17 protein-coding genes and 1 pseudogene are annotated in these 18,975 nt (G+C 71.8%); 10 read left to right on the forward strand and 8 right to left on the reverse strand.

All coding sequences use genetic code 11. The features are described from left to right. Positions 1–71: 71 nt before the first annotated feature. The gene (locus ACFYYN_RS37595; RefSeq protein ID WP_500549324.1) at positions 72–1,292 is read right to left on the reverse strand and encodes a PP2C family protein-serine/threonine phosphatase; all 1,221 of its coding nucleotides are present in this window, start codon (positions 1,290–1,292) and stop codon (positions 72–74) included. Between the two features lie 193 nt (positions 1,293–1,485). After that, on the reverse strand, positions 1,486–2,067 hold the full coding sequence (locus ACFYYN_RS37600; protein WP_499514386.1) for a TMEM165/GDT1 family protein: 582 nt from the start codon (positions 2,065–2,067) through the stop codon (positions 1,486–1,488). 339 nt (positions 2,068–2,406) lie between these two features. On the opposite strand from ACFYYN_RS37600, the gene ACFYYN_RS37605 reads away from it, so the two are divergent. From ACFYYN_RS37605 to rny, 5 genes and pseudogenes are all read left to right on the forward strand, one after another. Continuing rightward, complete coding sequence (locus ACFYYN_RS37605; RefSeq protein WP_500549325.1) at positions 2,407–2,601, forward strand: DUF3046 domain-containing protein; 195 nt, start codon at positions 2,407–2,409, stop codon at positions 2,599–2,601. A 135-nt stretch (positions 2,602–2,736) separates the two neighbouring features. Beyond that, positions 2,737–3,897 (forward strand): AI-2E family transporter, encoded by a 1,161-nt coding sequence (locus tag ACFYYN_RS37610; protein WP_500549326.1) that lies wholly within the window; start codon positions 2,737–2,739, stop codon positions 3,895–3,897. A gap of 247 nt (positions 3,898–4,144) precedes the next feature. Next, on the forward strand, positions 4,145–5,281 hold the full coding sequence (gene recA, locus ACFYYN_RS37615) for a recombinase RecA (RefSeq protein WP_499514389.1): 1,137 nt from the start codon (positions 4,145–4,147) through the stop codon (positions 5,279–5,281). Next, positions 5,170–5,880, forward strand: a pseudogene (recX, locus tag ACFYYN_RS37620) (recombination regulator RecX); the annotation flags it as partial. The gene recA and the pseudogene recX, both read left to right, overlap by 112 nt. A 93-nt stretch (positions 5,881–5,973) precedes the next feature. After that, positions 5,974–7,461: a ribonuclease Y gene (gene rny, locus ACFYYN_RS37625; protein WP_500549327.1), complete on the forward strand. Its 1,488-nt coding sequence runs from the start codon at positions 5,974–5,976 to the stop codon at positions 7,459–7,461. Between the two features lie 95 nt (positions 7,462–7,556). Here rny and ACFYYN_RS37630 read toward each other — a convergent pair whose 3' ends face one another. The 5 genes from ACFYYN_RS37630 to ACFYYN_RS37650 all read right to left on the reverse strand — a co-directional run bounded on the left by ACFYYN_RS37630 (position 7,557) and on the right by ACFYYN_RS37650 (position 12,657). Then, positions 7,557–9,212: an FAD-dependent monooxygenase gene (locus ACFYYN_RS37630; RefSeq protein WP_500365778.1), complete on the reverse strand. Its 1,656-nt coding sequence runs from the start codon at positions 9,210–9,212 to the stop codon at positions 7,557–7,559. Between the two features lie 105 nt (positions 9,213–9,317). Then, positions 9,318–10,166, reverse strand: a complete 849-nt coding sequence (locus ACFYYN_RS37635; protein ID WP_500549328.1) for an amino acid ABC transporter permease — start codon at positions 10,164–10,166, stop codon at positions 9,318–9,320. Beyond that, complete coding sequence (locus ACFYYN_RS37640) at positions 10,163–10,810, reverse strand: amino acid ABC transporter permease (RefSeq protein ID WP_500549329.1); 648 nt, start codon at positions 10,808–10,810, stop codon at positions 10,163–10,165. Before ACFYYN_RS37640 ends, ACFYYN_RS37635 begins: the two co-directional genes overlap by 4 nt. 110 nt (positions 10,811–10,920) lie before the next feature. Further along, on the reverse strand, positions 10,921–11,841 hold the full coding sequence (locus tag ACFYYN_RS37645; RefSeq protein ID WP_500549330.1) for a glutamate ABC transporter substrate-binding protein: 921 nt from the start codon (positions 11,839–11,841) through the stop codon (positions 10,921–10,923). A 39-nt stretch (positions 11,842–11,880) separates the two neighbouring features. After that, positions 11,881–12,657, reverse strand: coding sequence for an amino acid ABC transporter ATP-binding protein (locus ACFYYN_RS37650; RefSeq protein WP_500549331.1), 777 nt, complete (start codon positions 12,655–12,657; stop codon positions 11,881–11,883). 291 nt (positions 12,658–12,948) lie between these two features. On the opposite strand from ACFYYN_RS37650, the gene ACFYYN_RS37655 reads away from it, so the two are divergent. Together ACFYYN_RS37655 and ACFYYN_RS37660 are read left to right on the forward strand one after the other, a co-directional pair. Further along, on the forward strand, positions 12,949–13,659 hold the full coding sequence (locus tag ACFYYN_RS37655; RefSeq protein WP_500539130.1) for a response regulator transcription factor: 711 nt from the start codon (positions 12,949–12,951) through the stop codon (positions 13,657–13,659). A 14-nt stretch (positions 13,660–13,673) separates the two neighbouring features. After that, a complete protein-coding gene (locus tag ACFYYN_RS37660) occupies positions 13,674–15,062 on the forward strand; it encodes a sensor histidine kinase (protein WP_500549332.1) in 1,389 nt (462 codons plus the stop codon). Here ACFYYN_RS37660 and ACFYYN_RS37665 read toward each other — a convergent pair. Beyond that, positions 15,037–15,804, reverse strand: a complete 768-nt coding sequence (locus ACFYYN_RS37665) for a GntR family transcriptional regulator (protein WP_499514398.1) — start codon at positions 15,802–15,804, stop codon at positions 15,037–15,039. The two genes, ACFYYN_RS37660 and ACFYYN_RS37665, sit on opposite strands and share 26 nt — an antisense overlap. A gap of 278 nt (positions 15,805–16,082) precedes the next feature. Between ACFYYN_RS37665 and ACFYYN_RS37670 the strand changes: the two genes are divergently transcribed. Genes ACFYYN_RS37670 through ACFYYN_RS37680 form a run of 3 tightly spaced genes read left to right on the forward strand, consistent with a single transcriptional unit; the run spans position 16,083 to position 18,972 of the window. Further along, positions 16,083–17,243 carry an ABC transporter substrate-binding protein gene (locus tag ACFYYN_RS37670; protein WP_500329050.1) on the forward strand — a complete coding sequence of 387 codons (1,161 nt, stop codon included), beginning with the start codon at positions 16,083–16,085 and terminating at the stop codon, positions 17,241–17,243. Continuing rightward, positions 17,240–18,148 carry an ABC transporter permease gene (locus tag ACFYYN_RS37675; RefSeq protein WP_500549333.1) on the forward strand — a complete coding sequence of 303 codons (909 nt, stop codon included), beginning with the start codon at positions 17,240–17,242 and terminating at the stop codon, positions 18,146–18,148. Before ACFYYN_RS37670 ends, ACFYYN_RS37675 begins: the two co-directional genes overlap by 4 nt. Next, the gene (locus ACFYYN_RS37680; RefSeq protein WP_500549334.1) at positions 18,136–18,972 is read left to right on the forward strand and encodes an ABC transporter permease; all 837 of its coding nucleotides are present in this window, start codon (positions 18,136–18,138) and stop codon (positions 18,970–18,972) included. Before ACFYYN_RS37675 ends, ACFYYN_RS37680 begins: the two co-directional genes overlap by 13 nt. Positions 18,973–18,975: the final 3 nt, after the last annotated feature.

Consider the following 18,975-nt stretch of genomic DNA (forward strand, 5'->3'; position numbering starts at 1 on the left):
CCCTCTCCCACCCCACCAGCCCCCGCACCCTGGCGTTTCCCCCCGGCGGAGGGTCCGCCGCCGCGACCGTGTCAGGAGGTGAGGAGCCGCTCGTCGGACGGTGCGGGGGAGGGCGAGGGGAACCCGTCGCGGTACTGCACCGCGATCATGGCGATGTCGTCGTCGAGCGTGATGGCGCCGCCGCCCACGTGCAGGGAGAGCCCGTCGAGCACGTGCTGGAGCAGTTCCTCCGGACGGGAGCCCGGCCAGTCGGCCACGTGGGCGCCCAGGTCGTAGAACTGGCCGTCGTCGTTGCGGGCCTCGATGGCGCCGTCGGTGTAGAGCAGCAGCGTCGCCTCACGGCCGAAGGGGAAGGTGTCGACGACGTAGTCCTCGGCGTTCAGGCTCCCCAGGCCGAGCGGGGGAGAGGGCACGGCCGGGGACAGCAGCAGGGTGTCGGACCGCTGCGCCATGTAGGGCGGGGGGTGCCCGCAGGTGACCATGTGGATCTCGGCGCAGCCGTCGGGGACCTCCAGGACCAGCGCGGTGATGAACCGTTCCACGGCGTCGCTGTCGGTGCGGCCGGTCTCCTCGAAGTGGCCGCGCACCGCGTGCTCCAGGTCGGCCACCAGCTCCGGGAGCGAGCCGAACCTGCGGGCGGCCCCCCGGAACGCCCCGAGCAGGGCCTCCGCGTCCTCGACCGCCGGCAGCCCCTTGCCCTTGACGTCCCCGATCAGGAAACGGACCCCCGCCGCGCTCCGGGCCACCGCGTACAGGTCCCCGCCGATCTGCGCGTACGGATGGGAGGCGTGGTACGTGGCCCGCACGAGCAACGGCCCGATGCGCGGGGGCAGCGGGCGCAGCAGGACGCGCTGGATGGTGTCGGACACGATCCGCACCTCCATCAGCTCCCGGACGCTGCGGTCCCGGATGCTGCGGGAGGCGATGACGAAGGCCGAGACGAGGAGGATCTCCAGCTGGTGGACGGCGGGGATGGAGGTGCCCAGCAGGTTGTCGTGGACGTCCAGCACGAAGGCGGCGACGCAGGACAGGGCGGCGCTCAGGGTCGTCGTCCCCGGTCCCGCCAGCACGGCCGTGGTGGCGGGGACCACCACCATCAGCGAGGCCAAGTGCTCGGTGGGCGGCAGCACGAAGCCGGTGACGACGATCGCGCCGATCATGAACAGGGCCAGCGCCAGTGGCCCGTGGCCCTGGGTCACCTGTGTCACCCAGGAGGGGCCGGGCCCTGAGCCCGGCGCGGCCGCCCGCCGCCCGGGCAGCCGCCACAGGCGGCGCGTGAGAGTGCCCTTCATCGCGGCTCCGGGTCCCTGACGGGGCCGGGGGCCGCGGCGCGAAGGTCGTCCTCCACCGCTGGCGCTCCCATACACCGAATGTACGCCCGGCAAACATCTCCGGTCATCGCGCCACTTAATGGCAGCATTCGGAAAAAGCGGACGGAGCGAGGGAGGGAGGCGGCGGTGCGCCCTCCCCGGAGGCCGGGGACCGTCAGCCCGTGAACGCCTCGACCAGGGTCCAGACGGCCAGGCCCGCCATGCAGGCGCCGCCGATGCGCTGGACGGTCTTCAGCGGCACCTTCTTGGCGATGAACCGGCCCACCACCAGGGCCAGGGCGGAAACCGACATCAGGGCCGCGGCCGAGCCGACGGCCGTGGGCAGCCAGCCGTTGGTGGCGGCGAGGTTGGCGGTGGTGATCTGCGTGAGGTCGCCCCACTCGCCGATGAAGACGGCCATGAAGGCGGTGGAGTACACCGGCCAGAAACCGGTCACGGTCCTGCCGGCCTCGTCGTGGTCGTCGTCGCCCCCGCTCCGCAGGAGCATCACGGCGCCGAAGGCGAACAAGGCGGCGGAGACCAGCTTCACGGCCATGTTCGGCAGCATGCTGATCAGGCTGCCGGCCCCCACCGCGATGGCCACGTGCACGATGAAGGCGGTCGAGGTGCCGAACCAGACGTACAGCGGGCGCATGCGCGTGCCCATCGCCAGTGAGGCGAACATCGTCTTGTCCGGGAGCTCGGCGAGGAAGATCAGCCCGAAGGCGGTGACGAGCGCCAGGGGGTCGAAGGTCATTCCGGTGCTTTCTGCTGGGGCCGGACCGCGGACTCGACGGCACCCAGGGGGCGACGGGAAGCGCCAACGGCCCGGCACGACGGTGCGGCCCGCACGGCGGTGCGGACCACGTCTTGCCTTGGCCGAAGGTCTCGTCCACCCCCGCACCTGGTGCGGCGGCCCGGTGGCCGGGACGTCCAGGACGTCCAGTGTGTCGACCAGCCGGTATTGCGGGACTACTCCCCTTCGCTGCGGCCCAGTGTACCCAACGCGCGGATCGTCCCCGCCGGCCCGGCGGCGGACGTGCGCGCCCTTGTGCGACGCCCGCCCGTTCGGTCGGCGGCGCGGGATACTGGCCGCATGAAGCTGACGGTGTTCTGGGAACGGATGCGCACGCACTTCGGCGAGACGTACGCCGATTCCTTCGCGCGCGACCACGTGATGTCCGAGCTCGGCGGCCGGACCGTGCACCAGGCACTGGACGAGGGCTGGGAGACCAGGGACGTGTGGCGGGCGGTCTGCGCAGCCGTCGACGTTCCGGCCTCGCGCCGCTGATCACGGGGTGGGACTGGGGTCGTGGCGGGAAGCGACGAGACGATAGCCGGGGCGGCCGCGGGTCCGCGGACGCCGGGGGAGCCCGGGGACCCGGGACGCGGAACGGGTGCCGGGGAGGGCGAGGGGGGTTCCGCGATGCCGCGATGGCTGCCGAAGGCGATGCTGCTGGCGATCGCGCTGCTGGCCGCCTTCCAACTGGCGAACTGGGCGTTCCACCAGGTCATCGGGTTGCTGGTGAACATCCTGCTGGCCTTCTTCGGCGCCCTGGCGATCGAGCCGGCGGTGGACTGGATGGCCGCGCGCGGCATGCGCAGGGGGTGGGCGACCGGGCTGGTGTTCCTGGTCGTGCTCGCCGCGGGCGGGATCTTCGTGGTGCTGCTCGGTTCCCTGCTGGTGGACCAGATCACCTCGATCGGGCGCAATCTGCCGGAGTACGTCGACGACGTGGTCGTGTGGGTCAACCACACCTTCGGCACCGACCTGTCCGTCGGCAAGGTGCAGGAGAACGTGCTGCACTCCGACTGGCTGCGCACCTACGTGCAGCGGCAGGCGGGCAACGTGTGGGGGCTGTCGGCGACGGTCCTCGGCGGGGTCTTCCAGGTGCTGACGATCAGCCTGTTCACCTTCTACTTCGCCGCCGACGGGCCCCGGATGCGCCGTGCCGTGTGCTCGGTGCTGCCGCCCGCCCGGCAGGCCGAGGTGCTGCGGGCCTGGGAGATCGCGGTGGCCAAGACCGGCGGCTACCTGTACTCGCGGGCGCTGATGGCGCTGATCTCGGCCGTCTCCCACTACGTGCTGTTCGTGGTCATCGGGGTGCCGTACGCGCCGGCGCTGGCGGTCTGGGTCGGTGTGGTCTCGCAGTTCGTGCCGACGGTCGGCACGTACCTGGCGGGGGCGCTGCCGATGCTGATCGCGTTCACGCAGGACCCGTGGGACGCGGTGTGGGTGCTCGGCTTCGTCGTGGTCTACCAGCAGTTCGAGAACTACGTGCTGCAGCCGCGGATCACCGCGCGCACCGTCGACATCCACCCCGCGGTGGCCTTCGGGTCGGTGATCGCCGGCACGGCGCTGCTGGGGGCGGTGGGCGCGCTGGTGGCGATCCCGGCGACGGCGACGCTGCAGGGCTTCCTCGGGGCGTACGTGAAGCGGTACGCCGTCACGGACCCGCGGGCGCACGGGCCGCAGCGGCGGCCGCTGTTCCGGTTCCGGTCGCGCCGGACCGGCCGGGGGAGCGGTCCGGGCGACGGGCAGGGCACCGGTCCGGGCGGCGGACCGGAGGGGCCCGCGGGGGCGTGAGGGACCGGCGGGACGGCCGGAACGGGGCGGACGGGGCGGGCGGCGGGGGCGACCGAGGTCCGGGAGTCGCTTGACACGAAAATCGAACATCCATTCTCATGGATGTCCCGGACCCGGTTTCCCAAGGGTTTTCACGGACTCCCGTGGGTTGTCCACAGGCCGGGGGCGGCGTCGGGACGCGTTGTCAGTGGCAGGCAGTAGCGTCATGGACGTGAAGCGAACGACTCAGACACCCAGGGTGGAACCCATGGCAGGAACCGACCGCGAGAAGGCGCTCGACGCCGCGCTCGCACAGATTGAACGGCAGTTCGGCAAGGGCGCCGTCATGCGTCTCGGCGACCGGCCGAACGAGCCCATCGAGGTCATCTCGACGGGATCCACCGCCCTGGACGTCGCCCTCGGCGTCGGCGGTCTCCCGCGCGGCCGCGTGGTGGAGGTCTACGGCCCGGAGTCCTCCGGCAAGACGACCCTGACCCTGCACGCGGTGGCCAACGCCCAGCGGGCCGGCGGCAAGGTCGCCTTCGTGGACGCCGAGCACGCCCTCGACCCCGACTACGCCAAGCGCCTCGGTGTGGACGTGGACTCCCTGCTGCTGTCCCAGCCGGACAACGGTGAGCAGGCCCTCGAGATCACCGACATGCTGATCCGTTCCGGCGCGCTGGACCTCATCGTGATCGACTCCGTGGCGGCCCTCGTGCCGCGGGCCGAGATCGAGGGCGAGATGGGTGACTCGCACGTGGGTCTGCAGGCCCGTCTGATGAGCCAGGCGCTGCGCAAGATCACCGGTGCGCTCAGCCAGTCCAAGACCACCGCGATCTTCATCAACCAGCTCCGCGAGAAGGTCGGCGTGATGTTCGGCTCGCCGGAGACCACCACCGGTGGCCGCGCGCTGAAGTTCTACGCCTCCGTGCGGCTGGACATCCGCCGCATCGAGACCCTCAAGGACGGCACCGACGCGGTCGGCAACCGCACCCGCGTCAAGGTCGTCAAGAACAAGGTCGCGCCGCCCTTCAAGCAGGCCGAGTTCGACATCCTCTACGGCCAGGGCATCAGCCGCGAGGGCGGCCTGATCGACATGGGCGTGGACCACGGCTTCATCCGCAAGTCCGGTGCCTGGTACACCTACGAGGGCGACCAGCTCGGCCAGGGCAAGGAGAACGCGCGGAACTTCCTGCGCGACAACCCCGACCTCGCCGACGAGATCGAGAAGAAGATCAAGGAGAAGCTCGGCATCGGCGTCCGGCCCGAGGCCTCGGGCGAGCAGCCCGGTGAGGACGCGGCCGCTCCCGCGGCGGTGGCCGACCCGGCCAAGGCGGACGCCGGCGCGACGGTCCCGGCGCCCAAGGCCGTCAAGGCGACCAAGGCCACGGCCGCCAAGGCCTGACGGTGGTATCCGGGCACAAGGATCGTGGCGGCTCTTTCTCTCCCTCCTCGCCCGCCGTAGGGCAGGAGGGGCCCAGGGCGGACCAAGAGCGCCCGCTCGACCCCGTGGAGCAGGCGCGGGCGCTCTGCCTGCGCCTGCTCACCGGGACCCCGCGCACCCGCAAGCAGCTCGCCGACGCCATGCGCCGCCGGGAGATCCCGGAGGACGCGGCGGAGCACGTGCTGGAGCGGTTCGAGGACGTCGGGCTCATCGACGACCAGGCGTTCGCCAACGCCTGGGTGGAGTCCCGGCACCACGGCCGGGGCCTCGCCCGGCGTGCCCTGGCCCAGGAGCTGCGCACCCGGGGGGTGGACGCCGAGGCGATCGGCCAGGCCGTGGGGCGGCTCGACGCGGGGCAGGAGGAGGAGACCGCCCGCGCCCTCGTCGACCGCAAGCTCCGGGCCACCCGCGGCCTGGAGAAGGAGAAGCGGATCCGCCGGCTCGCCGGGATGCTCGCCCGCAAGGGGTACGCGGAAGGGCTCGCCCTGAGGGTGGTCCGCCGTGCTCTGGAGGAGGAGGGTGAGGACCCGGAGTCGCTGGAGCACTACCTGCCCGACTGAACCTCCGTTGAGGTTCCTTGACCGTTCCTCTGAGTCGACTTAGCCTCACAACCGGTGAGGGATCGCGTCCTCAGAGATACGGGAGTTGGTGCCATGGGCATCGCGCTGGGGACCGAATCCGTGTTCACGGCCGTGGCCGTGGCCGTCACCGTGGTCGTCGCGGTCACCGCGGGGGTGCTGCTCCGACGGCTCCGCGCGGAACGCGAACAGCTCAGGGCGGCGGCCGAGCGTGAGGCCCGGGAGATCCGGGCCGCCGCCAAAGAGGAAGTCCGCGAGATCCGGGCCGACTTGGAGCGGCGTGAGCAGCGGCTCGCCGACCGGGAGGCCCGCATCGACGCCGAGTCGGAGCAACTGCACCGGCGTCGCCGTGAACTGGCCGAGGAACGCGAGGAGCTGGAGCGCCGCCGTGCCGAGCTCAACCGGCTGGAGGAGGAGCGGCGCGACGTCCTGGAGCGCGTCGCCGCCTACACCGCGGCCGAGGCCCGTGCCGACCTCGTGCGCTCCGCCGAGCAACAGGCCAAGCGTGAGGCGGCGGTGATCGCCCGCGACATCGAGCGCGCGGCCCGAGACCGCGGCGAGGAACGCGCCCGGCGGATCGTGGCCGGGGCCATCCAGCGCGTGGCCACCGAGCAGACCGCCGAGTCCGTGGTCTCGGTGCTCCAACTGCCGGGCGACGAGATGAAGGGCCGGATCATCGGCCGCGAGGGTCGCAACATCCGTGCCTTCGAGGCCGTCACCGGGGTCAACCTCATCATCGACGACACCCCCGAGGCGGTGCTGCTGTCCTGCTTCGACCCGGTGCGCCGCGAGGTCGCCCGGCTCACCCTCGACGCGCTCGTCACCGACGGCCGCATCCACCCGCACCGCATCGAAGAGGTCTACGAGCGCAAGCAGGCCGAGGTCGAGCAGCTCTGCGTGCGCCACGGCGAGGACGCGCTCACCGAGATCGGCATCACCGACATGCACCCCGAACTGGTCACGCTGCTCGGGCGGTTGCGCTACCGCACCTCCTACGGCCAGAACGTGCTCGGCCACCTCCTGGAGTCCGCGCACATCGCGGGCATGATGGCCGCCGAACTCGGCATTGACCCGGCCGTGACGAAGCGCGGCACGCTGCTGCACGACATCGGCAAGGCCCTCACCCACGAGGTCGAGGGCAGCCACGCCCTCATCGGCGCGGACCTGGCGCGGCGGCACGGCGAGTCCGAGGACGTCGTCCACTCCATCGAGGCCCACCACAACGAGGTCGACCCCCGCACCGTCGAGGCCGTCCTCACCCAGGCCGCCGACGGCATCTCCGGGGGCCGTCCCGGCGCACGGCGCGAGTCGCTGGAGAGCTACGTCCGCCGGCTCAAGCGGCTGGAGCAGATCGCCGCCGCGCACACGGGCGTCGCCAAGGTCTTCGCCATGCAGGCCGGACGCGAGGTCCGGGTCATGGTGCGCCCGGAGGACGTGGACGACATCCAGGCGCAGGTCATCGCCCGTGACGTGGCCAAGCAGATCGAGGAGGAGCTCACCTACCCCGGCCAGATCCGCATCACCGTCGTCCGTGAGTCCCGCGCCACCGAGTTCGCCCGCTGACCGGACCGGACCGGACGAACGGACCGGCCCGGCGGTTCACCCCGGCTCCGCCGGAGGTCCAGCGGGCGGAGCCGGGACCGGCCTCCCCGGGCCCGTCAGTGGGGGACGCGGTCCTGGACGGGGCTCGGGGGGCCGCCGCGGGCGAGGTCGGCGTACGCGTACAGCTCGGTCGGGCGGCAGCCGGTCATCACGGTCACCAGGTGGCCGTCCGGGCGGATCAGCAGCACGCTGTGCGCCGTCGACCCCGGGTACGCCTCCGTGACGAGCAGTTCCGCCCGGGTGGGCAGGGCGGCCACCGCCTTGGCCAGCCGGGGCATCAGGCCCGCGGTGAGCCAGTGCCGACTCTCCCACACACCGGTGCCCGGCGCGACGAGGACGACCAGCAGGTCACGCCCGAGGCGCTCGTACAGGCGCGCTCCGGAGCCGTCGAGTGCCGTGACCGGGACGTCGACGACCGCACCGCCCGGGGGAGTGGCACAGGACCCCAGCAGCGGCGACGGCGCGGCCGCCGAGGAGGCCGAGGCCGCGGCGCCCGCCCCGCGGGGAGCGGGCAGCGCGAGCGGCGAGCGGGCGTAGACCGGCGGCGCGCCGAGCGGACCCCGGCCGAGGTGGCCGTCGGTGAGCAGTTCGGCGTACCGCCGGGCGGAGCCGGAGAGCACGGAGCGTCGCACCGTGTGCCAGACTCCGCTGGCCCGCAGCAGCGGCAGCACCTGGTCGGTGGCCCGCAGCCGGGCGCCCACCGCGCCGCGCCGCTCGGCCTGGTAGCTGTCGAGCAGGGTGTCCGAGGCGCCGTGGTGCCAGGCCAGGGAGAGCTTCCAGGCGAGGTTGTCGGCGTCGCGCAGGCCCTCCTCCAGCCCCTGCGCGCCCAGCGCGCCCATGAGGTGCGCCGCGTCCCCGGCCAGGAAGACGCGTCCGGCGCGCCAGCGCCGGGCCAGCCGCTGGTGCACCGGGTACTCGGCGGAGCCCAGCAGCTCGTACGACGGAACGCTTCCGCACCAGGCCGAGAGGGTGCCGCGGATCCGCGAGACGAGCTCGTCGGAGGTGAGCGGCTCACCGCGCGCGGGCAGCAGCCAGTCCAGCCGCCACACCCCGTCCGGCAGCGGACGGGCCGTCACCTCCGGTCCCGCGCCGGGCCCCGGCGGCTCACGGTGCAGCAGCGCCACGCCCTCGTCGGGCAGCGCGACCCGCAGTGCGGCGACGGCGTGCCGGTCGACGGCCGTGCGGCCGGGGAAGCGCACGCCCAGCAGCTTGCGCACGGTGGACCGCGGGCCGTCGCAGCCGATCAGGTAACTTCCGCGCCACCAGGTGGCGTTGGCACCCTTGGTGCGGACGCTGACACCGCGGTCGTCCTGCTCGACGGAGTCGACGCGCGCCCCCGGGACGATCCGCACCAGCGCCTGCTCGGCGAGGGCCCCGCGCAACCCGTGCTCCAGGCGCTCCTGCCCGATGTGCAGCGGGGAGGGCCCCTGCCCGCCGGACGCGCGGTCGCCGAACTCCACCCGGACGGTCTCCTGCCGTCGGCGCAGCGTCCGCCACGCCTCCCAGGTGGCGCCGGACTCGTAGAGCCGGCGGTGGCCGAGCCGCACCAGCAGCCCGGCGGTCTCGGGACTGAGGACGGCCGTGCGTTCCGCGGGGAGCGAGGGCGCGTGGTCGTGCTCGTCCAGCACGATGCTCGGCACGTCGTGCCGGGCCAGGCAGAGCGCGAGGGCGAGCCCGACCGGACCCGCCCCCGCGATGATCACCGGGTCCACTGCGTGGTCCCCGGAAGTTGTGCAGTCACATTGCGTATGCAACCTACTGCGCGTGCGTGCGTCAAGTGACCACACCTGCCGCGCGGTGGTGCGCCTGGCGCACCGTCACTCCGCGGCGGCCTCCACCGCCTTGATGTCGCCCGCCTTCGGCGGCGCGCCCTTGCGGCTGCGGCGGCCGCGACGCTCGATCCAGTTGGCCAGCGCGCTGAGCGCCATGCACATCAGGATGTAGATCGGCGCCACGATGATGATCATCGGGATGAAGGGGAAGCCCGCGCTGTTCTTCGCGATGAGGTTGCCGGTGTACAGCAGCTCCTCGTACGTGATGATGTAGCCGAGCGAGGTGTCCTTCAAGGTGACCACCAGCTGGCTGATGATCGAGGGCAGCATCGCCCGGACCGCCTGCGGGATCAGCACGAAGACCATGACCTGCGTCTTGCGCAGGCCGATCGCGTACGCGGCCTCGCGCTGGCCCTTGGGTACGGCGTTGATGCCGGCCCGGAAGATCTCGGCCTGCACCGAGCCGTTGTAGAGGGTCAGGCCGATCACCAGCGCCCACAGCGGGGCCGAGGTGAAGACGCCCACGTACAGCGCGAAGATCATGATCAGCAGCGGCATCGCGCGGAAGAACTCCACGACGACCGTCGCCACCCACCGCACCGGGGCGTGGTCCGACAGCCGACCCGCCGCCAGCGCCGCGCCCAGCACCAGCGAGAAGACGGCGGCCAGCGCGAAGGCCTTCAGCGTGGCGAGCAGACCGTCCACGATGCGCTGCTGGATGTCGGTGTACTGGAAGGGCTCCCAGAGGTACGAGACGAACTGCCCCGACTCGTCGAGCCGCCGGTAGACGAACCACAGCAGTGCGAGGATCGCCAGGGCGGCGGCCGCGCCGACGACCCGGTTGCGGATCCTGGCCCGGGGGCCGGGCGCGTCGAAGAGGACGTTCGCGCTCATCGGGCCACCGCCAGCCGGTTCTCGAGCAGTCGGAAGACCGCGCTGATGAGGAGGGTGAGGACCAGGTAGGCGATCGCCACCCAGACGAAGGTCGCGAAGACGCTGTAGCCCTTCTCACCGAGCGCCTTCTGCACGCTGAACAGCTCGGTGACGCTGAACCCACCGGCGATCGCGGAGTTCTTGGTGAGCGCGATCAGCAGGCTGCCGATGGGCGGCAGCACGGTCCGGGTGGCCTGCGGCAGGATGATCAGCCGCAGCGTCTGGGTGAAGGTCATCCCCAGGCTCCGGGCGGCCTCGGCCTGCCCGAGCGGGACGGTGTTGATGCCCGAGCGCACGGCCTCGCAGATGAACGTCGAGGTGTAGCAGCTCAGGGCGAGCACGGCGAGCCGGAAGAAGCTCCAGGTGTTCAACCCCAGCCGGGGCAGCACCAGCACCGCGATGAAGAACAGCAGGGTCAGCGGGGTGTTGCGCAGCAGCGTCACCCAGGCCGTGCCGAAGGCGCGCAGCGGCGGCACCGGGGACACCCGGAAGGCGGCCATGACCACCCCGAGCACCAGGGCGATGGCCCCGCTGAGCGCGGTCAGCTCCACCGTGCCGAGGAACCCCTCGCGGAAGAGCGCGAAGTTGTCCAGCAGTACGTTCATCGATTCTCCGAAAGGGGTGCGCCGACGGCCGCTCCTGGCCGCCGGCGCATCAGGCTCGGGCTGTGCCGGGGAGGGGGACGGGACCCGGGTCAGGCCGGGTCCCGCCCGCTTCAGGACTGGAGCTGCGGGATCTCGGCGCTGACGCCGGACTTGCCGAGCGTGGCGTCGTAGGCCTTCTTCCAGTCGCCGTTGTCCTCGTGGTTCTTCAGCGCGTTGGTGATCGCCTCCTGCAGGACCTTGTCGTCCTTGAGCAGGCCCACGCCGTAGGGCTCCTCGGAGAACGGCTTGCCGACGACCTCGAGGTTGGCCGGGTCCTGGGCCGCGTAGCCCTTGAGGATGGCGTCGTCGGTGGTCACCGCGTCGACCTGGCCGGAGGCGAGGTTCTGCACGCACAGCGAGTAGGAGTCGTACTCGACGGGCTCGGCGCCGTAGTTGCCATCCTTGATGCGCTGGATGGAGGTCGAACCGGTCGCGGAGCAGACCTTCTTGCCCTTGAGGTCGTCCGTGCTCTTGATGCCGCTGCCCTTCTTGACCAGGAGGTCCTGACCCGCGACGAAGTACGGGCCGGCGAAGGAGACGGACTTCTTGCGCTCGTCGTTGATGGTGTACGTGCCGACGTAGTAGTCGACCTGGCCGCCGGAGAGGGCGGTCTCGCGGTTGGCCGACTGGATCGTCTTGTACTCGATTTTGCTCTCGTCGAAGCCGAGGTCGGCGGCGATCATCTTGGCGATCTCGATGTCGAAGCCCGAGTACTTCTTGCTGCCGGGGTCCTGGTAGCCCAGGTTCGGCTGGTCGGCCTTGACGCCGATGACGAGCTTGCCGTTCTTCTTGATCCGGTCCCAGGTCTTGGAGCCGGCCAGGTCCACACCGGTCTTGACGGTGTAGGTGGGCAGTTCGGCGGCGGCCGCGCTGCTGGAGCCCTTGTCAGGGGTGCTGGAGGAGGAGGGCGAGCCCTCCTTGCCGCACGCGGTCGCGGTGGCGGTCAGCGCCAGGACGGCCAGAGCGGCGGCGGCAGTGGTACGGAAGCTCATCGTGATCATCCTTAGGTCGGCGAACCGTCGGTGTCGCTCTCAGTGGTGAAGGATCTTCGAAAGGAAGTCCTTGGCCCGGTCGCTCCGGGGATTGCTGAAGAACTGGTCGGGCGTCGCCTGCTCGACGATCCGCCCGTCCGCCATGAAGACCACGCGGTTGGCGGCGGACCGGGCGAAGCCCATCTCATGGGTGACGACTACCATCGTCATCCCGTCGCGTGCGAGCTGCTGCATGACCTCCAGCACCTCGTTGATCATCTCCGGGTCGAGCGCCGAGGTCGGCTCGTCGAAGAGCATGACCTTCGGCTCCATCGCCAGCGCCCGGGCGATCGCCACGCGCTGCTGCTGGCCCCCGGACAGCTGCGCCGGGTACTTGTCCGCCTGGCTGCCCACGCCCACCCGGTCCAGCAGGGCGCGGGCCCGCTCCTCGGCGGCCTTCTTGCCGGTCCTGCGCACCTTGACCTGGCCGAGCGTGACGTTCTCCAGGACCGTCTTGTGCGCGAAGAGGTTGAACGACTGGAAGACCATGCCGACGTCGGCGCGCAGCCGGGCCAGCTCCCTGCCCTCCTGGGGCAGCGGCTTCCCGTCGATCGTGATCGCGCCCGAATCGATCGTCTCCAGGCGGTTGACGGCCCGGCACAGCGTCGACTTGCCCGACCCCGAGGGGCCGATGACGACCACGACCTCGCCGCGGCCGATGCTGAGGTTGATGTCCTGGAGCACGTGCAGCGCGCCGAAGTGCTTGTTCACGTCCTTCAGTACGACCAGGTCGTCGGGCGCCGGAACGGCGTCCTCGGTCACCGGCACTTCGGTCATCGGCGTGTGCTCCATCCTCGTCGGTTGACCAGACCTTGGCGATCACCCTATTGACGCTTGGCGAACCGAGTCAGCACATCTGAGGGGAACTTGAGCATCACGATCCGGTCACTGGCTGGCACAAATCCGGCACTGTGGGTGAGCTCGGCCGGTTGTGCAGCGTACCGGCTCCGTAACAGTCGCCCCGCAGGACCGGGCTGCGCTTGACGCGCACGTGGCCCATCGGCGTGTATTCGGTGGTGGAGCATGATTGCGGGGGGCGCGAAGGGCCGGACCGCGGGAGGTGAACGGATGAGACTGCTGCTCGTGGAGGACGACCACCGGGTCGCCGCCGCGCTGTCGGCCGTGCTGGCCAAGCACGGGCTGCAGGTCACCCACGCCCGCAGCGGCGAGGAGGCGCTGCACGCGCTGCTGCCCGACCACGGGCCCGGCTTCGACGTGGTCCTGCTCGACCTCGGCCTGCCCGACCAGGACGGCTTCGAGGTGTGCAGCCGCATCCGGCTGCGCACCGCCATCCCCGTGATCATGGTGACCGCGCGAGCCGACGTGCGGTCCCGCATCCACGGCCTCAACCTCGGAGCCGACGACTACGTGGTGAAGCCGTACGACACCGGTGAGCTGCTCGCCCGCATCCACGCCGTCTGCCGCCGCAAGGCGCAGGAGGCGCCGGCCGGCCCCGAGACGGAGGGCGCGGAGGCCGCGGGCGGCGTCATCGGGCTCGGCCCGGTCCGTGTGGAGCTGGAGACCCGCAAGGTCACCGTCGGCGACGAGCCGGTCGCGCTCACCCGCAAGGAGTTCGACCTGCTCGCGATGCTCGCGCAGCGGCCCGGTGTGGTCTTCCGCCGTGAACAGATCATCAGCGAGGTGTGGCGGACGAGCTGGGAGGGGACCGGGCGCACCCTTGAGGTGCATGTGGCGTCCCTGCGGTCCAAGCTCCGCCTGCCCTCCCTGATCGAGACCGTGCGCGGGGTCGGCTACCGCCTCGTCGTGCCCTCCGGCTAGGAGGCCGTTCCACCGTGCGCACCCGGCTGCTGCCGCTGCTCATCGTGCTGATGGCCGGTGTGCTGCTGGCCCTCGGCTTCCCGCTCGCCGCCAGCCTGGCCGCCGCCCAGCAGCAGCGCGTCGTCGTCGACCGCATCGACGACACCGCGCGCTTCGCCGCGCTCGCCCAGTACGTCAGCACCGACGGCAGCGGCGAACGGGTGGAGACGCTGCGGGCGGAGCTGTTGCAGTACCACTACGTGTACGGGATCCGGGCCGGCGTCTTCGACCGCGACGGCGAGCCGATCGCCTCGGCCCCGAAGGGCTGGACGCTGCCCACCGGTGGTGAGGCCTTCACCGCGTACAGCGAGGCCCTGGCCGGGCGGCGCAGCCACGACCCCAAGCAGATCTGGCCCTGGCAGCACCGCTCCCTGTCGGTCGCCTCCCCGGTCGTCCGGGACGGCGACGTCGTCGCGGTCGTGCTCACCGACTCGCCGACCGGCGCGATGCGCTCGCGCATCCTGCGCGGCTGGCTGCTGCTCGCGGCCGGTGAGCTGGCCGCCATGATCGTGGCCGTCATGGCCGCCTTCCGGCTCACCGGCTGGGTGCTGCGCCCGGTCCGGGTGCTGGACCGGGTCACCCACGACATCGCCACCGGCCGGATGAAGTCCCGCGTGGCGGTGTCCGGTGGGCCGCCGGAACTGCGGCGCCTGGCACGCTCGTTCAACGAGATGGCCGACAACGTCGAGGAGGTCCTCGACCAGCAGCGGGCCTTCGTCGCCGACGCCTCCCACCAGTTGCGCAACCCGCTGTCCGCGCTGCTGCTGCGGATCGAGCTGCTGGGCCTGGAACTGCCCGACGGGCACGAGGAGATCGCCTCGGTCCGGGAGGAGGGCAAGCGCCTCGCCTCGGTCCTGGACGACCTGCTGGGCCTGGCCACCGCCGAGCACGCGGAGGCCAACCTCGCCCTCACCGACATCGCCGCCCTCGCCGCGGAACGCGTGGAGGCGTGGCGGCCGGTCGCCGAGCGCGACGGCGTGGAGCTCTCCTACGGGGGCGCCGCCGCCGTGACCGGCTGGGCCGACCCGGTGGCGCTGTCCAGCGCCCTCGACGCCGTGATCGACAACGCCGTGAAGTTCACCCCGGACGGTGAACGCGTGCGGGTCACCACCGAACTGCGCGGCCGCCCCGGCGCGATCGACGTGACCGTCGCCGACGGCGGCCCGGGCCTCACCGAGGACGAACTCGCCCGCATCGGCGACCGTTTCTGGCGCAGCCCGCGTCACCAGAACGTCGACGGCTCGGGCCTCGGCCTGTCCATCGCACGGGTGCTGCTGGCGCAGGGCGGCGGCAGCATCTCGTACGCGCCGAACGAGCCGCACGGACTGGTGGTGACCCTCACGGTGCCGCGTACGGCTCCCTGAGCCCGGGGCCGGCCTGGCGGGCCAGCGGGTTGGAGCCGATCGAGTTGTGGATGCTGAAGTTGACGGCGTCCGAGCGGTAGCGGTCGTCCGACCACTCCACCGGGCGGCCCTTCTGCGTGGTGGTGACCCGGCGCACCCGCAGCAGCGGGCTGCCGCGCCGCACGCCCAGCAGTTCGCTGTCCCGGGTGCCGGCCGCGACCGCGTCGATCAGGTGCTCCCCGTAGGCGAAGACCAGGCCCGTGTCGTCGTACAGCCGCTGGGTGACCGACTCGCAGTCCGGCTCTATGCGCAGCACCGCGGGGGCGATCCAGTCGGCGTAGACCGTGCGCTCCACCAGCACGTGCTCACCGTCCAGTCCGCGCACCCGCAGCACGTACAGCACGTCCGCGCCCGTGCGCAGGTGCAGGCGCGTGGCGTCCTCCGCGGTGGCCGGACGGGTCTCGGTGCGGACCACGGTGCCCGAGGCGGCGCGCCCCATGGCCCGCGCCCACTGGGCGAAACTGCGCAGCTCCGCGAAGCTCTGGCTGCGCCGGCTGGCCAGCACGACGCGGCGGGCGCCCTGACGGGAGCCGATCAGCCCCTCCGCGGTCAGCGCGGCCACGGCCTGGCGCACCGTGCCGCGGGAGACGCCGTACCGGGCGGCCAGTTCGGTCTCCGGGGGGAGCAGGGCACCGACGGTGTACTCCTCGTCGTCGATGGCCCGCCGGAGCTCCTCGGCGATCTCCTCGTGCCGCGCCGCCACCGCGCCCCCTTCCGTTCATTCACCGTCTGCGCACAACATCGCTCAGCGTAGACGAGCCGCGCGCCGATCGCGCGCAGGGGTTCCCGGCGTCCGGGGCCGCTCCCGGGGTCCTTGGCTGAAACGGGACGACTGCCCTCTGCAGGCTTGCCGAGGTTTTCCCGCCGTTTACGGAAAGGCCATTGACGCACGGCCTACTGAAGGCCAACTTGTTCGGACAAGTTGAACCCGCCCCGACCTCCCTGGCCCTCAGGACCCGACTTCCCCTCCAGGAGACTTCCGTGCCCGCGTCCCTTCCGAAGGCGGCCGTACTCGCCGCCGGCCTCGCCGTGACCGCGCTGGCGCTCAGCGCCTGCGGCTCGGCCCCCACCACCCAGACCGCCGCCGACGGCAAGAACGGCAAGAGCGCGGCCACCGCGACCTCCGCCGAGGAGTTCGGCGGCATGGACGCCCTGGTCGCCGCCGCCAAGAAGGAGGGCACGCTCAACGCGATCGCCCTGCCCCGCGACTGGGCGAACTACGGCGCGCTGATCGACGGCTTCACCAAGAAGTACGGCATCAAGATCCAGAACGAGACCCCGGACGCCGCCAGCCAGGACGAGATCAACGCCGTCACTTCCCGCAAGGGCCAGGACCGCGCCCCCGACGTCCTCGACCTCGGCGCGTCCTTCGCGATCAGCGGCGCCCAGCAGGGCCTGTTCGCCCCCTACAAGGTCGCCTCCTACGACGACATCCCGGCCGCCCAGAAGGACGCCCAGGCCCGCTGGTACAACGACTACGGCGGCTACGTCTCCATCGGCTGCGACGCCAAGCGCGTCAAGAACTGCCCGACCACCTTCGCCGACCTGCTCAAGCCCGAGTACAAGGGCCAGGTCGCCCTCAACGGCAACCCGACCAAGTCCGGCTCGGCCTTCGGCGGCGTCTACGCGGCGGCGCTGGCCAACGGCGGCTCCTTCGACGACATCCAGCCCGGCATCGACTTCTTCGGCAAGCTGAAGAAGAACGGCAACTACAACCCCGTCGAGTCCACCCCGGCCACCGTCGAGAAGGGTGAGACCCCGATCAGCATCGACTGGGACTACCTCAACGCCGGCTACGCCGAGGAGTTCGCCAGCAAGGGCGTGGACTGGAAGGTCTCCGTCCCGAGCGACGGCGAGTACGCCCAGTACTACGCGCAGGCGATCAACAAGGACGCCCCGCACCCGGCGGCCGCCCGCCTGTGGCAGGAGTACCTGTACAGCGCCGAGGGCCAGAACCTGTGGCTCGCCGGCTTCGCCCGCCCCGTCCTGATGCCCGCCATGGACACGGCCGGCACCCTCGACAAGACCGCCGCCGGCAAGCTCCCCGCGGTCAGCGGCACCCCGTCCTTCCCGACCGACGCCCAGCAGAACAAGGCCAAGGAAGTGCTGGCCCAGGGCTGGGGCAAGGCCGTCTCCGGATGACCGACCCGATGACCGCCACCGCGGCGCCCGTCGCCGCCGCTGCCGGGGCCACCGCCCCGGCGCGGCGGCGTTCGGCCGGCTGGCTCGCGGTGGTCCCGCTGCTCGTCTTCGTGGCGATCAGTTTCGGGGCCCCCGCGGTCGCCATGCTCAACGGCGCCTTCACCGTCAAGGACCCCGCGACCGGGGCCACCTCGTACACCACGGCCAACCTGACCACCTCCCTGCAGGGCGCCTACCTGACCGCCCTCTGGGGCAGCGTGAAGCTGTGCGGGCTCTCCGCCGCCATCGGCGCGGTGTTCGGGCTGCTGCTCGCCCAGGCCGTGGTGACCTCGCGCTTCCGCGCGCTGCGTGAGGCCGTGCTGACCGCCTCCGGCGTGCTCGCCAACTTCGGCGGGGTGCCGCTGGCCTTCGCCTTCGTGGCGACCCTGGGCAACGCCGGCGTCCTCACCCGCCACCTGGGTCTCGCCGACCACGGCTGGAGCCTCTACAGCTTCTGGGGCCTGGTCATCGTCTACCTCTACTTCCTCATCCCGCTCATGGTGCTCACCGTGACCCCGGCGCTGGAGGGGCTGCGCGTCCAGTGGCGCGAGGCGGCCCAGAACAACGGCGCCACCAACGGGCAGTACTGGCGGCACGTCGCCCTGCCCGTGCTGGCCCCCTCGCTCCTCGGCGGCCTGGTCCTGCTCTTCGGAAGCGCCTTCGCCGCCTACGCCACCGCCGCGGCGATGGTCGGCAGCTCCGTGCCGCTGATCACCCTGCAGATCGCCGACGCCATCTCCGGCAACGTCCTGGTCGGGCAGGAGAACGTCGCCCTCGCCCTCAGCCTGGACATGGTCGTCGTCGCCGGCCTGGTCATGGCGGTCTACCTGCCCCTGCAACGACGGAGCGCGCGATGGCTGGTCTGACGAGCACCCGGATCCGGCCCTGGCGCGGCATCGTCCTCGCCGGTGCCGGCCTCTACTTCCTGGTGCCGCTGGCCGCCTCGGTGATCTTCACCGTGGACGTCCCCGGCCAGGGCATCACCTTCGACGCGTACGGGCAGATCCTGGGCGCCGAGGGCTTCACCTCCAGCCTGCTGCTCTCCCTGGAGCTCGCGGCCGCCACCATCGCCGTCGTCCTGCTGCTGATGGTGCCGGCCATGGTCGCGCTGCGGCTGTCCGCGCCCCGGCTGCGCCCGGTGGTCGAGGTCATCTGCTCGCTGCCGCTGGTCGTGCCGCCGATCGCGCTGGTCGCCGGGGTGAGCAACGTGCTGCGCTGGGGCCCCGAGCACCTGGCCACCACGCCGCTCTTCCAGACCTTCGTGGCCATCCAGAACCCGTCCTTCCCGGTCGTCCTGGTGCTCACGTACGTCGTGATGGCGCTGCCCTTCGTGTACCGGGCCCTGGACGCCGGACTGCGGGCGGTGGACGTCCGCACCCTGGTCGAGGCCGCCCGCTCCTGCGGCGCCGACTGGCCGCGCGCGCTGGTCCGGGTCGTGCTGCCCAACCTGCGCGGGGCGCTGCTCAACGCATCCTTCCTCACCCTCGCCCTGGTGCTCGGCGAGTTCACCGTCGCCCAGCTGCTGGGCTTCCAGCCCTTCGCGGTGTGGATCGTCACGGTCAGCGGCTCGCAGGCCCAGCTGTCCGTGGCCGTCTCGGTGCTCAGCCTGCTGGTCACCTGGGTGCTGCTGCTCGTCCTGGCCGCCGTCGGCGGACGCCGCCCGACCTCACGTACCGCCTCCCGGAAGTGACCG

The sequence above is a fragment of the Streptomyces sp. NPDC001902 genome (genome assembly GCF_042891295.1).
GTDB lineage: Bacteria > Actinomycetota > Actinomycetes > Streptomycetales > Streptomycetaceae > Actinacidiphila.

Coding starts and splice junctions, on each gene's coding strand:
- rny (WP_500549327.1), top strand. CDS start 5,974: ATGGGCATCGCGCTGGGGACCGAATCCGTGTTCACGGCCGTGGCCGTG.
- ACFYYN_RS37600 (WP_499514386.1), bottom strand. CDS start 2,067: ATGACCTTCGACCCCCTGGCGCTCGTCACCGCCTTCGGGCTGATCTTC.
- ACFYYN_RS37675 (WP_500549333.1), top strand. CDS start 17,240: ATGACCGACCCGATGACCGCCACCGCGGCGCCCGTCGCCGCCGCTGCC.
- ACFYYN_RS37595 (WP_500549324.1), bottom strand. CDS start 1,292: ATGAAGGGCACTCTCACGCGCCGCCTGTGGCGGCTGCCCGGGCGGCGG.
- ACFYYN_RS37680 (WP_500549334.1), top strand. CDS start 18,136: ATGGCTGGTCTGACGAGCACCCGGATCCGGCCCTGGCGCGGCATCGTC.
- recA (WP_499514389.1), top strand. CDS start 4,145: ATGGCAGGAACCGACCGCGAGAAGGCGCTCGACGCCGCGCTCGCACAG.
- ACFYYN_RS37640 (WP_500549329.1), bottom strand. CDS start 10,810: ATGAACGTACTGCTGGACAACTTCGCGCTCTTCCGCGAGGGGTTCCTC.
- ACFYYN_RS37605 (WP_500549325.1), top strand. CDS start 2,407: ATGAAGCTGACGGTGTTCTGGGAACGGATGCGCACGCACTTCGGCGAG.
- ACFYYN_RS37610 (WP_500549326.1), top strand. CDS start 2,737: ATGCCGCGATGGCTGCCGAAGGCGATGCTGCTGGCGATCGCGCTGCTG.
- ACFYYN_RS37635 (WP_500549328.1), bottom strand. CDS start 10,166: ATGAGCGCGAACGTCCTCTTCGACGCGCCCGGCCCCCGGGCCAGGATC.
- ACFYYN_RS37655 (WP_500539130.1), top strand. CDS start 12,949: ATGAGACTGCTGCTCGTGGAGGACGACCACCGGGTCGCCGCCGCGCTG.
- ACFYYN_RS37650 (WP_500549331.1), bottom strand. CDS start 12,657: ATGACCGAAGTGCCGGTGACCGAGGACGCCGTTCCGGCGCCCGACGAC.
- ACFYYN_RS37645 (WP_500549330.1), bottom strand. CDS start 11,841: ATGAGCTTCCGTACCACTGCCGCCGCCGCTCTGGCCGTCCTGGCGCTG.